The organism is Alteromonas sp. 5NS40-0096 (genome assembly GCF_057544385.1).
This window is the reverse complement of record NZ_BAAJLQ010000001.1, coordinates 633633-647968: the sequence shown is the minus strand read 5'-3', so window position 1 is coordinate 647968 and position 14336 is coordinate 633633. Positions and strand designations below refer to the sequence as shown.

Genomic DNA, 14336 nt, shown 5'->3' with positions numbered 1-14336 from the left:
CCAGTTTTTATAGAGTTGAGATAATACATGGTCGATTTAAAAGATAAAGTCGCAATCGTAACTGGCGGTGGAACGGGCATAGGCCTAGCCATCACGCAAACTTTGATCTCATTGGGCATGAAAGTCGTTATCACGTCTAGAGATGAAGCAAACCTTTGTAAACAAGCACAGCAACTAAATCAAAACGAAGAGTCCGTATACGCGCTACCATGCAACGTGCGAAATAAATCAGAAGTGGAAAGCGTCGTTGCAGCGACATTAGCGAAATTTGGTACCCTTGATGTCCTGATAAACAACGCTGGCTTAGGCGTCCAAGATAAAGTCATTGATTGTTCAGAAGAAGATTGGGATATGGTGTTAGAAACTTGCACCAAAGGCACTTTCTTGATGACACAAGCTGTCTTACCTACCCTGCAGAAAAAGCGAGATGGGTTTATTATCAATATTGCTTCACAGGCGGCCAAAAATGGTTACGACCGCACGGCTCCCTATTGTGCAGCAAAGTTTGGTGTACTTGGTTTCGGTTTGGCATTACAAGAAGAAGTACGAGAGTTTGGAATTAAAGTGCACAGCTTGTGCCCAGGCCTTGTTCAAGTGCCACAAGTGGCTACACAAGCCGAAATGACACCGGGTTGGTTACAACCGGAAGACTTAGCACAAACAGTGGCTTTTTTGTTACAACAACCTAAGCGCGTATATTTCGACAACATTGGTTTATGGGGAATGGCGTAATGGCAGCACATTTACTGGTTCAACACTATTTTGAGCACGCGAGTCAGTTAGTTTTTGGCTGTATGGGGCTAGGTGGCGATTGGACATCTTCAAATTATGAATCGACTCACGTTAAACACGCAGAAATTGCTATTAATGCAGCGTTAGAGTCTGGTATCACCGTTTTTGATCACGCGGATATCTACACTCATTCAAAAGCAGAGTCCGTATTTGGTGAGGTGCTGAAACATACACCTTCGTTCAGGGATAACATGGTGATTCAAAGCAAATGCGGCATTCGTTTTGAAGACGAGCTTGGTCCGGGCCGCTATGATTTTTCCTATGACTGGATTGTAAATTCCACCGAAGGCTCTTTGTCACGTCTGGGAATTGAGTGCTTGGATATCCTTATTTTGCATCGCCCTGACCCGTTAATGGAAATTGATGAAGTCGTAAAAGCGTTTGACCGTTTGATCGCTGACGGAAAGGTAAAGCACTTTGGTGTATCGAATATGCATGCACATCAAGTGAATTATATCCAATCGGCGATCGGCCAGCCTATTATCGCCCATCAATTAGAAATGAGTTTATTACATACCCACTGGCTAGATGAGAGTGTAACCGCAGGCATGCCCAGTGGCGCCAATACGCACTTTTCACCGGGTGTTATTGAACAGAGCCAAACACGCGGTATACAACTTCAAGCGTGGGGATCGCTTGCGCAAGGTAAACTCAGCGGTAGAAACCTTGACGGTGAGTCAGAAAACGTAGTGAAAACGGCACAAAAAGTAAAAGCTTATGCACAGCAATTTGGTGTTAGTGAAGAAGCCATAGTGTTGAGCTGGTTGTGTCGTCACCCCAGTAGGATACAGCCTGTTATTGGTACAACGAACCCCTCTCGTATTCGTGCTTGTTCTGAGTTTGAAAAAGTGAAGCTATCAAGGGAACAATGGTACGATTTATACGTCACGGCTCGTGGCGAACGCCTACCCTAGATGCTGATTGGCGTTGTCTCTTGACAGAGACAACGCCGTTAGCTCTGCTTCTGGAAATTCATTTAACTGCAAATACGCTACTAACGCTCCAATTTGCCTCTCTTCGAACCCTTTGTGCTCAACCATTGAAGAAGACGCCATAAGCGCATAGCCATCGACATATGCCATTAACCTAGGATCATCGTTGACAACAAGAACCGCTGTACGGGCTGGCACGGTTAATAACGTCTGATCACTGACTATCGTCGCAGCTGCCTGATAAGACGTAATTTCGCCTTTCATGCCCGTGACACATCTTGCGTCGTATAACAGGTTCATGCCGTCTCGGTAATCAGGGTCAGCAAGCAAGCACTGGACAAATAAAAGTACATCTTCAAAGGGCACTTCGTCGAATGCTTTGGCCAAAATTAGATTGGCTTCTTTGTTAATCCGATACACGACTTGTGTCTGTCGCAAAGTTTCTGTCCTAGTTATCGCGCGATGCGCAAACGAGTATTAGAAACCATAGCCTAAGACAGCCAAAAAAACGAACTATAGACTCTCTAAATTCAGTAGATAAGTATCAGATTGGGTTTTTATTTGGTCAATCAGTTCCGCATCCATCTTAGCTAGCGATTTGTAGACAATTCCCATGCGAGGATTCCCGCCTAATTCGTTTTGGTTCCGGAGTAAAAATGACCAGTAAAAAACGTTGAAAGGACAAGCATTGTTGCCCGTGCGCGCTTTATTGTCATAACAACACCCTTTGCAGTAATTACTCATTTTATTGATGTAATTCGCACTGGCGATATAGGGTTTACTGGCGAGCATACCGCCGTCAGCAAAAAGCGCCATACTTGCCACGTTAGGCAATTCCACCCATTCATAAGCGTCTGCATATACGGCGAGAAACCAGTTTTCCACTTCTTGTGGTTTTAATCCGGCCAGTAAACTGAAGTTACCGATGATCATCAGACGCTGAATGTGATGGGCATACGCGTGGTCAATGGTGTCTTGCACCGCTTGTTTTACGCAATTCATCTTGGTATCAGCGGTCCAAAAATAACCGGGTAACGGGTTCTCAGCGCGCAGAAAGTTGCTCGTGGCTAACTCAGGCATAGCAAACCAATACAAGCCTCTAACATATTCACGCCAGCCCAAAATTTGGCGTATAAAACCCTCAACGGCGTTGATTGGCGCATGTCCACTTTCGTAAGCGTTTAATGCAGCTTTAATCACTTCCTTTGCGCCTAATAAACCCGCATTTAAATACATGGAGATATGACTGTGAAAAAGCCAAGGGTTTCCTTCCAACATGGCATCTTGGTATTTACCAAACAAAGGCAAACGTTGGCTGATAAAAATGTCTAAGACCTGCAATGCCTTCTCACGTGTCACTGCGAAATGAAAACTATCCGTCGCTCCCATATTCGTTTCAAAGCGTTCATTGACCATTGCTATGACCGCTTGAGTGGTATCATCTGGTTCGATACGTGTTGGTTCTGGAATATTTATCTTATCTTTTATTGGATGACGATTATCGTGGTCATAGTTCCATTTACCACCAATTGGCTTGTTGCCATCCATCAAAATCCCTGTCAGTTTGCGAAGCTCACGATAGAAGTACTCCATACGTAACTGTTTACGACCGCTTGCCCACTTTTGAAAAAATGCTTCGTCGACAATAAATCGATTGTCTTGCACTATTTTGACCGGGAGGTTCAATTCCTGTTGCCAGTTTGACATCGCTTGGAATAACCGATACTCAGCTGGCTTAGCGACTATGAGTTGTTGGAATTCATGTTGTTTAACCAGGTTTTTAACACTGTCAACTAAGCCGGCCCCTTCTCGCGTTTCCTCAAGTGTGTGATACACCACATTGTAACCATCATCTTTTAGTTTTTTGGCGAAATGACGCATAGCAGAAAACACAAAAACGAGTTTGACTTTGTGGTGCGGGACGTATGTCGCTTCTTCCGCCACTTCAGCGAGCAGAATAGTATCTGTAGTTTTATCGATTGCCTGAATACTACTGATTGCGGTATTTAATTGGTCTCCCAGAACTAAGCACAAAGTGGCCATCTCAATTGCCCTCTTTTGTTTGTGCGAACGCATCGAGAGCGTGTTGTCGTGACAACTTTAAATCGACTACTGGCTTGGGATATGTTTTACCCAGTACGACTTTGGCGTACTGTAAGATATTGCTCGGCGCTTCCCATGGCTTGTGTATAAACTTGTCTGGCAAGCGTCTCAATTCGGGACAATAGGTTTTTACGTATTCTCCTTGTTTATCGAATTTTTCACCCTGGAGTATTGGGTTAAAAATTCTAAAATAAGGCGCGGCATCGGCCCCTGTGCCTGCCACCCATTGCCAACTTGCGGTGTTACTAGATAAATCAGCATCAAGCAACGTATCCCAAAACCACGCTTCGCCCTCTCGCCAATGGGTCAGAAGGTTCTTAACCAGAAACGATCCTACAATCATTCGAACTCGATTGTGCATGTATCCCGTTTGCCATAATTCGCGCATGCCAGCGTCGACAATTGGGATACCAGTTTGCCCTTTCTGCCAAGCTGATAGGTGTGATTCATTCTTTTTCCACGGGAAGACATTGAACTTCGGATTAAAGTTTTCTTCGGTCATCGTGGGGAAATGGTGAAGTAAATAATAACTAAACTCTCGCCAACCCAGTTCGCTCAGATAACAATCTGTGTCAGGGTTGTCGAGCCCGGGCGTGTTGTCCAATACACTGTACCAAATTTGATTCGGTGAAACCTCGCCAAAACGCAAATGAGGAGAAAGCTTTGATGTGCCGAGGGACGACGGGAAATCACGCTTCTGCTTATACAACACTGCGCGTTTTTTTACGAAGGATTCAAGTGATTTGTGCCCGCCGGCCTCGCCTGGTTCCCAATGCTTGGTAAAACTGGCGTCCCAATTGATTGAAGGGAGTAAGCCAAAATCCGCCAATGGTACTTTGTCGCTGGCCTGCAATTGACATAACGACAACGCTTTGGGGGCGGGTAACGGGAAACGAGGAGGCGCAGCCGCCAAGCACCCCTTTCGATAATAGGGAGTAAATACCTTGTACGGCGTACCGTCTTTTTTCAGTACGCTCATAGGTTCCCACAGTAAATTCCCGTTAAAACTTTTGCATTGGATATCTTGCTCGGCCAACGCCGCTTTGATCTTACTGTCGCGGCTAATATCTTGCCCAGAGTAATTGCGGTTCCATACCACTGTATTGACGTTATAGCGGCTACAAAGCTCGTTGATGATAGACAACGGGTCGCCTTTTTTGATAACTAAGCTATCACTGAGTGCCGTATTTAAAGATGAGAGGCTGTGATGAAGCCACCAGTTAGATGCCTCGCCTAATGGCCGAGTTTGGCCACTATCATCGATAATGTATAAAGGAATAACCGTGCCCTGTTCTGCGGCAAAATGGAGCGCGGGATTATCAGCCATCCTGAGATCATTTCTCAGCCAGACTAGCGTTGTCGTTTCCGCCAAGTGAGTGTTCCTTAATTAATTTCGTTGCCTAATTTACGGTTGAATTAACGAGTTCGGATTAGTTTTGTTGAACTATTTTTTCCAAATATTCGTATCGATGTGTTGTGTTAAGTTGTGTCTGTCTTATCTTAAATGAACCCAATTAATATTGTCTGGCTAAAGCGCGATTTACGCTTGCGAGATCATAAGCCGTTGAAAATGGCTCAAGAACTAGGCCACCGCACGCTACTGCTGTATGTTGATGAACCTATGCTGCATCGCCACCCTTGCTACAGCGACCGGCACCACCAATTTGTATATCAGTCTCTGTTCGATCTAAACCAACAATTGCACGAGCTATCAAAACCTGCAGTGACCTATTTCTATGAAAGTGCCGTTAAGGTGTTTGCCGATTTGATATCACACTACCCTATTCAAACCGTTTTGAGCTATGAAGAAATTGGTGTCGAAGCAACATTTGAACGGGACAAGGCCTTAAAAACGCTTTTTGATGATAACCAAGTAACATGGCAAGAGTTTCCTTATGGTGCGGTGACACGTCCAAGAGAAAACAGAAAAGGCTGGCAACAGCACTGGTACCAGGTTATGGAAGCGCCTTGCGATGACCCCGATTTAAACCGTATAAAATGGGTTGAAAACGAAACCGTTGGCAGCAAGCAACAAGTCCCATCGCCCAAAACTGAACACGGACGTCAACAAGGTGGGGAAAAACGTGCTTGGTATACGCTTAATCATTTTTTAGCATCGCGAGTTGAACGCTATCACCTAGATATTTCTTCTCCTTCGAATGCCAGAAAAAGTTGTAGCCGTTTGTCCCCCTATCTTGCTTGGGGAAACATATCACTGAGGCAGGTTTACCAGAAAACGAAACACTACCGGTTGTATGCTTCGTCTACGAGAGCCATCAAGGCGATGCAATCTCGATTGCACTGGCACTGTCATTTTATTCAAAAATTTGAAAGTGAACATAAAATGGAGTTCCGGCCCATTAATCGAGGTTATATCGATTTTCCTTATGAAACTGGCCCTGAAGCACAAAGACGCTTTCACCTATGGTCTTCTGGTAAGACTGGCATCCCCCTTGTTGATGCTTGTGTTCGCGCTTTAGTGGCAACAGGCTATATCAATTTTCGAATGCGGGCACTATTGGTTAGTACACTTTGTCATTTGTATAATGTAGATTGGCGTTTAGCAGCGGAGTTTCTTGCACAGCAGTTTCTCGATTTTGAACCGGGAATTCACTTCCCTCAAATTCAGATGCAGGCTGGGGTGACAGGCACAAATACCATAAGGCTTTACAATCCAATAAAACAGTCTGAAGACAAAGATCCCGAAGGGGTATTCATTCGTCAATGGGTACCTGAATTGAAAAAAGTGCCTCTTCCCTTACTACATAGACCATGGGATATGAGTGCGATGGAAGAGGTCATGTATGAAACCGAGATCGGCCGAGATTATCCTGCCCCCATTCTCGACCTTGAACAGGCTGCACGAGAAGCAAGAGACAGACTCTGGTCGTGGCGGAAACACAGCGACGTTAAACGAGAAGCGCGACGGATTTTAAACCGCCACACGCTCCCCTCTAGTCCATCGCATAAGCAAGCAGCCCGATAAACTACATCTTGTGATTTTTCAGCCAATCGTTAAGCAACTTAATCTGTCCGCAGCGGTAGGCGGCATACATTACGCGAATGGAATTTGACAGTACTTCATTGTCACTCCAGCCGGTTTTCTCTCTGATCTCATCGTAACAAGCCATAGCTTCAGGAGACACGTATCCCCTTACTAGCTTTTTACCTGCTTCTTTTTGCCGTTCTCGATAGCGTTTTTGCTTTTCTGCGTTGGCGTTGGGTGTATTTTTTTTGTCAGCCATAACATCGTCGTCGAATAGTCATATTGTCAGTCTATCATGACCAAGAATGTTAAAAAATCACTGTTCAGAGTTGTTTAGCGTACAAGTGTTCGCTAAATTAGGCCAGCTCAAAAAATTCAATAGAGAAATTATGTCAATTCAACAAAATAGCTTTACAAAAGAAGACCTTTTAGCGTGTAGCCGCGGCGAAATGTTCGGCCCCGGAAATAGCCAACTACCTGCTCCCAATATGTTAATGATGGATCGCATCGCGCATATCAGTGAAGAAGGCGGCGAATTTGGCAAAGGCGAAATTGTCGCTGAACTCGATATCAATCCTGATCTTTGGTTCTTTGAATGCCATTTCCCGGGTGACCCTGTAATGCCTGGTTGTCTTGGCTTAGACGCTATGTGGCAGCTTGTTGGTTTCTTCTTAGGCTGGTGTGGTGGTCCCGGTAAAGGTAGAGCATTGGGTGTGGGTGAAGTGAAATTCACAGGTCAAATTTTACCAACGGCGAAAAAAGTTACCTACAAAATTCAAATGAAGCGCGTAGTAAAGCGTAAACTCTTTATGGGTCTTGCGGACGGTTGTGTCGAAGTTGATGGACGCGTTATTTATACGGCGAAAGATTTGAAAGTGGGCTTATTCCAAGATACCTCTTCATTCTAAAATGAAAAAGCCCCGCAACTTGCGGGGCCAGTCCTCTGAATTTGATTCTAAAAAGAGTGTTTACCTACTGAGACCTAATTGACGGTCTTCCATCGCTTCTCGCCAGCCTCCCAGCCATTGACTCCTCGCTTCTTGAGCTTGGAATGGACAAAATTCCTTTGAACGACCGCTTATTCCTGCTTGGTAGCCCTTTGCATGGGCGCGTGTCAATTTATCTCTTTTTTGTCTTTTCATTGAATAGCCTCTTTTGTTGTTAACGTGGCGAAGAAAACTGGCTTACTCACATCTACTATTTGAACTATTGAGACACCGATTTTGTCGTCACCTATATATCGATAGTGCAAAGCGCTTTTCGGTTCAAGAGAAAAATTAATTTCAACCTATTGACAATTAATAACCGCATGAAAGCAATATAGATTTAATGTTACATTTTTTTTGCATAAATATTTCATGTAGATAACAAAAAGCTATAAAAGGCGATTGAGTAACAGATACAAAAAAAGCGGCTAAATGCCGCTTTTTAAATTTCCAATCAACTCGCTTAGTGCTTGCGTCTTCTAACCAAACCAAACACCGATAATAAAGCGATTGAAATCCAATGCATGCTCGCACCCTGACGCTCTCGAGGCGGGTCAACAACATCGGTGCTACAATCCTCAAGCTCACCGTTTGGAATAGGCGTAAGTTTCAATGCAACGACTTTGTCTACCATGCGCGTAGAGCTGTCTGTTTCAATAATGTCGTTGCCTAATCCATCTTTTGCTTCGCTCTCAATTCTAGCGTTCACAATGATCTCATTATCATCGTTGATATCTACCGCATTGATCAATGTATAAGGACTATCGCAAGAGATTAGTGTATTGAGGTTAATAAACTCTTCTGTGTTGATGTCATACATAAACGCATGGCGCTGGCGAATCGCTTCATTCGTTGCTTCGATATCTGCTTCACCCACAACAATGTTATTGTTGTTGATGTTGCGCGCTGTGACGCTCGAGCTAGTAAAAAATCCGCTAGGATAGCGGGTTTCGCCAGTATCCAGGTTGTGAACAAACAAACGGTTACGCGCAATTTCATTCGGCGCACGTGTAACCATACCAGCAACCCAATTATTATCATTTACCGCAATCGCAGAGCTATTTAAGTTCTCTTCGTCTTGTAAAATGATAGTCGTAGTGTCGTTACTAAAGGTAGCTGCTTGATATTGATAGCCGCGACGCGCTTGGTTCTCACCGGCATAAGTGACATCTACGACTTCACCTGTGTGGCTGTCTCCCACTGCGATTCCATTGTTATTAATATCAAATGCACGAGTTTGGTAACGAGTTTCATCATCCGCTTCTGGTGTAAATGGGACACCGTATGTATCCGTTGACACTACTTGACCTGACGCATTCAGATTCCAGATGGTAGCGTTGATCGTCGAGGAGGAGACATTGAACGTCGCCTGAAACGTCATCGCCGCAGCACTAGCCTGTGTTGGTGCATCTGTTGGAATGAAAAACGAACCTGCGAGGCGAAGGTTTCTGAAACATAGCTCGACCGGTACATCACCGCGCTCTTCTTCGTCTTCACAATTGGCTATGGCCTCATCAATACCATCTGAAAAATCAACAGTACCAAAGCCCGCTACTTGAAAGTTGGTGTTGACACCAAACGCTTCACTGTAACCACTTAATGTTGTATCTGTTGGCGCTAATCGTACCGTGTTGTCATTAACCTGAACAAACGCAGACTGACGTATGTCACTCAAAATATAGCGAATCTCATTACCTTCCCCGTTGGTGTAAATCAACGGGAGATACGGTGACTCAGAGGCGCCGACAAAATAATTGCCATCCACTGAATCTCTGGCAATCGTCCTCACAGACTGGGATAAGTTGCCAGTAGAAGCACTAACCACATCTAAACCGGGAATAACGTCATCGGCGTTACCTGACTGTGCATAGCTTCTGAATTCAGCGAGACGTTGTACCTGACTTGCATTGTTAGCTCGTGATGTTTGTAACACCCCAATCATGAACAGGTAGTCATCATCATTGAAATTCCCTTCTGCCGCTGCATCGGGATCAGTGAGGTTCGCGTTATCGGTGAAGAAGTCCTCATCAAATAAGGTTACATCAATCGGCGGACGAAATTCGTCCTGAATTGCCATGATTGTTGTGCCGGCATTATCGATAGACTGAGCGAAACCATTCTGGCCTGAGTCATTGGTAACAAGAGGAGTGACTGAGTAAGTTGCTGCTAATGTGGCACAACTACCAGTTGCAAGAATTACTGCGGTTGCAAGCTGTTTTAATTTCATTAAAAATCCTGTTTACTACTGGTTATCTTCCAGCATACTTTCAAGTTCATCCCAGCGAGAATAACAGTGAGACAACTCGGTTTCTACTTGTTCTAGTTCGGCGAGTGTTTTTGTCGTCGAATCATTGTTTTGTTTAAAGAAATCAGGGCTATTCACCGTTTCTTGCAAAACCGCAAGTTCAGTTTCTAGCTGTTCTATCTTTTCAGGTAGCCCGTCAAGTTCCCGTTGATCTTTATATGATAACTTCTTCGTCTTACGTGGTGAAGCCGAAGATTTAGCATTACGACTGTCAGATAGTGAATTAGTTTCATTTTTTGGCTTTTGCGCGTCTTTTTGCTTCGCTAGCTTCGTTTGTTCATCGTACCATTGTTTGACATCACTGTAGCCGCCAATGAATTCCTTGATGTTACCCTGACCTTCGAACATCATACTGGAATTAACTACGTTATCGACAAACTCCCTATCATGACTGACTAATAGTACCGTACCCTCATAACTCGCTAAGAGGGTTTCTAGCATCTCTAAGGTTTCGACATCTAAATCATTGGTCGGTTCATCCAATACCAATAGATTGCTAGGTTTTAGCATCAACTTCGCTAGCATTAAGCGATTTTTCTCACCACCCGACAAAGAGCGTACTGGCGCATTCACTCTATCTGGCGTAAACAAGTAATCTTGAAGATAACTGATCACATGTCGTGGGTGGCCGTTAACCATAAGGTCTCGTTTACCGTCGCCAACAACGTCAATGACGGATTTGTCTAGATCAAGGGCTTGTCGATGTTGATCAAAATAGGCAACTTCTAAATTCGTTCCACGTTTGGTTTTACCGGAATTAGCTTCCAACTGACCAAGCATCAACTTAATTAACGTACTTTTACCACAACCATTTGGACCGATCAGCGCAATTTTGTCTCCACGTAAAATCGTCGCACTAAAGTCCTTAACAATGACATTACCTTCAATGGTGTAGTTAAGATCTTTGACTTCAAATACCATTTTTCCAGAACGAGGGGCAGTAGATTGCGCGGCAAGCACGTTGCCTTGAAGCTGACGTCGCGCTTTTCGTTCTTCCCTCAACTTCTTGAGGGCGCGTACTCGGCCCTCATTTCTGGTTCTTCGTGCCTTGATGCCTTGTCGAATCCAGACTTCTTCTTGAGCAAGCTTCTTATCAAACTCTGCATTTTGCGTAGCTTCGACCTCTAAATCATGGGCTTTTTTTTCTAAGTAACTTGCATAATTACCTGGGTAACTGGTTAATTGCCCGCGGTCTAAGTCAACGATTCGTGTCGCCATATTTCGAATAAACGCCCTATCATGGCTGACAAAAACTATCGCCCCTTGATAGTTTTGCAAGCTTTGCTCGAGCCACCGAATCATATCTACATCAAGATGGTTTGTTGGTTCGTCTAACAGTAATAAGTCGGGCGACCGCACCAGTGCCCTAGCCAACGCCGCTTTACGACGCCATCCGCCCGACAAGTTTGACAGCATCACATCGGCATCGAGCTTCAGCATGGTCAACACTTGTTCTATTTGTTGCTCAAATTGCCAAGCGTCTTGATGTTCAAGTTCTTCTTGCAATCTTTGTAACTGGTTTAAATTAGACTCTGATGGGTCTTGAGCCACCAATTTAGTCTGCTTGAAGTAATCTTTTAACGTTTCGCCGACTTCTGATAACCCGCCTGCAACGTAATCGAACAATGTCATTTCGGTTGTTTCTGGTGGGTCTTGTTCCAACCTAGCTACAACAACACTGTTGTCAATTATGCGTTGGCCATCATCAGCAACAATATCCCCTGCTATCACCTTCATTAACGTGGATTTACCGCTGCCGTTTCGCCCTACTAAACACACCCGCTCTTTGGGTTGTACAACCAAGTCGACTCCGTCAAGCACTGGCGGGTGACCAAAAATAACGGAGATATCTTTTAACTGTAAAATGCTCACGACAAAAACTGCTCCAGTGCGTGAAGATCAAAAGGCCAAAACAAGGTAGCTAACGTATCCTGACGTTGTAAAACGGGTATTCTTGCTCCGTACATGTGATACAAATCCACGTCGTCTCTGACATTGACTACTTGCCAATCACACGCTAAAGCAAAGTTACTCGACGAAATCAAGGCGTTAGCTACATCACACAACTGGCAATTTGGGCCAGTATAAAAAATTACCTTCATGCAGATATCAACCAACACTTATGGATATTCGAGTTTCTCGCGAAGTCTCCGGGTATGGTTGCACTAGTGATATCGTTAGCGGTTAAGCCCAAGTTCGAAAGCGCCTCATGATCAAGTTTAAAGCCCCTTCTATTATTGGAAAATATAATGGTGCCACCCTCCCTCAAACATCGCTTGGCGTGGGTAAGCATTGCGACATGGTCCCGTTGCACATCCCAAGTCGTTTGCATTCTCTTGGAATTTGAAAATGAAGGTGGATCGATAAAGATCAAATCATATTTAGCTTTGTGATCATTTAACCAGGTTGTACAGTCAGCTTGGATAAACTGATAGGCACCATTGAGCTTATTGAGTTTGAAATTGTCTTTTGCCCAATCTAAATAGGTTTTGGACATATCGACGGTTGTTACCGACTTTGCGCCACCCATTGCTGCAGACACAGAGACGCTACCAGTGTAAGAGAACAGATTAAGCACGTCCTTACCCTTGGCCATGTGTTTGACTTTGAGACGAGTCTCGCGGTGATCTAAAAACAAACCCGTGTCCAAGTAGTCCGTTAAGTTTACGAGCAATCGGGCCCCGTTTTCCCATACTTGCAGACGTTGTCCAGTTTGCTCGTATTTTTCGTATTGGTTCTTACCTTTTTGTTGGCTGCGAACTTTTAGTGTAATTTTCTTAGGTGACACGCCAGTAACCGCAGGTAGGTGTAACAACACTTCTTGCAGTCTTCGTTGAGATTTATCTGCCTCAATAGTCTTTGGTGGCGCATATTCTTGCACCACTAGCCACTCACCATACTTATCGATAGCCACGTTGTAATCGGGTAAATCTGCATCATAAATACGATAGCAATCTGTATCTTGCTGCTTAAGCCATGGTTTAATTTTCTTGAGATTTTTACGCAGTCGATTAGCAAACTCGTGATTTTGAGCGTCATCACCAAATTGTTGGCAGTTAGCGTCGTTCATCGTATACAGCACAAATTTACAGGCTAATTTTCCGTTATTCATGCTGTATTCGCGGTCAGCTCTTAGCTTGAGTACACGAAGTAACTCACGGTTGCTGCTGAGTAGTGCAATCTGCCAGTTGGCCCAATGCGCTTTTAAACTCTGCCCTAAGCTACTAAAAAACGGTAACAACTCAGTCAATTCGCCAAGACGTTCACCATAAGGCGGATTGGAGACAATATAACCTGTTGATGTTGAGTTAGGTGGTGTGGCTTTTAACGCATCGACCTGAGAAAAGGTGATGTCTGAAAAAACGCCTGCGTTGTCGGCATTCTTTTTTGCTATCGCTATTAATCTGCGGTCAATATCACTTGCAGAGATGGTCGTCGTTACGGGTTTTTGCACATCAATTGCATGGCTGACTAAGGCGTCCCATTGTTGTTGATTATGCCCCAACCAATGGGTAAACCCCCACCTGTCACGTTTTAGTGCTGGCGCAATATTTTTTGCGATATATGCCGCTTCTATTGCTACCGTACCTGAACCACACATTAAATCGACGAGGGGCTTGTCGGTATTGTCTGCCCAGCCACTGCGCATTAGCATCGCACAAGCGAGGTGCTCTTTGAGCGGTGCCTGTCCGGTTTCTTGTCGGTATGCTCGTTGATGCAAACTACCACCGCTTAAATCGATACCAACTATTGCTTTGTCTCGATGACACCTTACGTTAATCAGAATATCCGCGGCTTGCTTATCGACTGATGGACGAGCATCTTCCAATTCAACAAAGTAATCGACGACGGCATCTTTGATACGTACAGCGCCAAACTGTGAATTGTTGATAGCGCGATTGGTACCGTTGAATTGAACACTGATCGTATTGTTATGGGTAAAATGGTTGTCCCACTGAATCGCTTTCGCCCCGTCGTAGAGGCTGTCGCTGCTCGACGCATCAATAACATCGAGTTGCCAGATAACTCGGTTTGCTAATCGCGACCACAAGCAAATACGATAAGCATCAGCGAGTGTACCAGAGACGTGTACCACGCCTGGTGAGAGTTTAGTTACTACTGTTGGACAAAGACGACTAATTTCTTGTTGAAGCAGCTCATCTAAGCCACGACTTGTCGTGACAAGTATTGTATTCATTAAGTTTCCCAGCCCGAGTTTCTCACTCTGGCGT

At 44.5% G+C, this 14336-nt stretch carries 13 protein-coding genes; 4 read left to right on the top strand and 9 right to left on the bottom strand.

The features are described 5' to 3' along the window. Positions 1-27: 27 nt before the first annotated feature. Complete coding sequence (locus AC27G9_RS02915; protein ID WP_487070847.1) at positions 28-732, top strand: SDR family oxidoreductase; 705 nt, start codon at positions 28-30, stop codon at positions 730-732. Next, a complete protein-coding gene (locus tag AC27G9_RS02910) occupies positions 732-1706 on the top strand; it encodes an aldo/keto reductase (RefSeq protein WP_487070845.1) in 975 nt (324 codons plus the stop codon). Before AC27G9_RS02915 ends, AC27G9_RS02910 begins: the two co-directional genes overlap by 1 nt. On the opposite strand, the gene AC27G9_RS02905 is transcribed toward AC27G9_RS02910, so the two are convergent. The 3 genes from AC27G9_RS02905 to AC27G9_RS02895 form a co-directional block, all read right to left on the bottom strand. Further along, positions 1698-2162 (bottom strand): hypothetical protein, encoded by a 465-nt coding sequence (locus tag AC27G9_RS02905; protein WP_487070843.1) that lies wholly within the window; start codon positions 2160-2162, stop codon positions 1698-1700. The genes AC27G9_RS02910 and AC27G9_RS02905 overlap by 9 nt on opposite strands. 75 nt (positions 2163-2237) lie before the next feature. After that, positions 2238-3767 (bottom strand): cryptochrome/photolyase family protein, encoded by a 1530-nt coding sequence (locus AC27G9_RS02900; protein ID WP_487070841.1) that lies wholly within the window; start codon positions 3765-3767, stop codon positions 2238-2240. A gap of 1 nt (position 3768) precedes the next feature. After that, positions 3769-5199: a cryptochrome/photolyase family protein gene (locus tag AC27G9_RS02895; RefSeq protein WP_487070839.1), complete on the bottom strand. Its 1431-nt coding sequence runs from the start codon at positions 5197-5199 to the stop codon at positions 3769-3771. A gap of 132 nt (positions 5200-5331) precedes the next feature. Between AC27G9_RS02895 and AC27G9_RS02890 the strand changes: the two genes are divergently transcribed. Then, complete coding sequence (locus AC27G9_RS02890) at positions 5332-6813, top strand: cryptochrome/deoxyribodipyrimidine photo-lyase family protein (RefSeq protein WP_487070837.1); 1482 nt, start codon at positions 5332-5334, stop codon at positions 6811-6813. Position 6814: 1 nt separating this feature from the next. On the opposite strand, the gene AC27G9_RS02885 is transcribed toward AC27G9_RS02890, so the two are convergent. Next, entirely contained in the window at positions 6815-7072 is a 258-nt protein-coding gene (locus AC27G9_RS02885; protein ID WP_487070835.1) for a hypothetical protein, read from the bottom strand. A gap of 130 nt (positions 7073-7202) precedes the next feature. Between AC27G9_RS02885 and fabA the strand changes: the two genes are divergently transcribed. After that, on the top strand, positions 7203-7721 hold the full coding sequence (gene fabA, locus AC27G9_RS02880; RefSeq protein WP_487070833.1) for a 3-hydroxyacyl-[acyl-carrier-protein] dehydratase FabA: 519 nt from the start codon (positions 7203-7205) through the stop codon (positions 7719-7721). 60 nt (positions 7722-7781) lie between these two features. On the opposite strand, the gene rmf is transcribed toward fabA, so the two are convergent. From rmf to rlmKL, 5 genes are all read right to left on the bottom strand, one after another. Beyond that, complete coding sequence (rmf, locus tag AC27G9_RS02875) at positions 7782-7955, bottom strand: ribosome modulation factor (protein ID WP_487070831.1); 174 nt, start codon at positions 7953-7955, stop codon at positions 7782-7784. A gap of 307 nt (positions 7956-8262) precedes the next feature. Beyond that, positions 8263-10026, bottom strand: coding sequence for a DUF3466 family protein (locus AC27G9_RS02870; RefSeq protein ID WP_487070829.1), 1764 nt, complete (start codon positions 10024-10026; stop codon positions 8263-8265). A 15-nt stretch (positions 10027-10041) separates the two neighbouring features. Further along, positions 10042-11976 (bottom strand): ATP-binding cassette ATPase Uup, encoded by a 1935-nt coding sequence (uup, locus tag AC27G9_RS02865; protein ID WP_487070827.1) that lies wholly within the window; start codon positions 11974-11976, stop codon positions 10042-10044. After that, the gene (locus tag AC27G9_RS02860) at positions 11973-12206 is read right to left on the bottom strand and encodes a glutaredoxin family protein (protein ID WP_487070825.1); all 234 of its coding nucleotides are present in this window, start codon (positions 12204-12206) and stop codon (positions 11973-11975) included. Before AC27G9_RS02860 ends, uup begins: the two co-directional genes overlap by 4 nt. Then, a complete protein-coding gene (rlmKL, locus tag AC27G9_RS02855; RefSeq protein WP_487070823.1) occupies positions 12203-14302 on the bottom strand; it encodes a bifunctional 23S rRNA (guanine(2069)-N(7))-methyltransferase RlmK/23S rRNA (guanine(2445)-N(2))-methyltransferase RlmL in 2100 nt (699 codons plus the stop codon). The genes AC27G9_RS02860 and rlmKL overlap by 4 nt, the downstream gene beginning before the upstream one ends. Between the last annotated feature and the right edge of the window lie 34 nt (positions 14303-14336).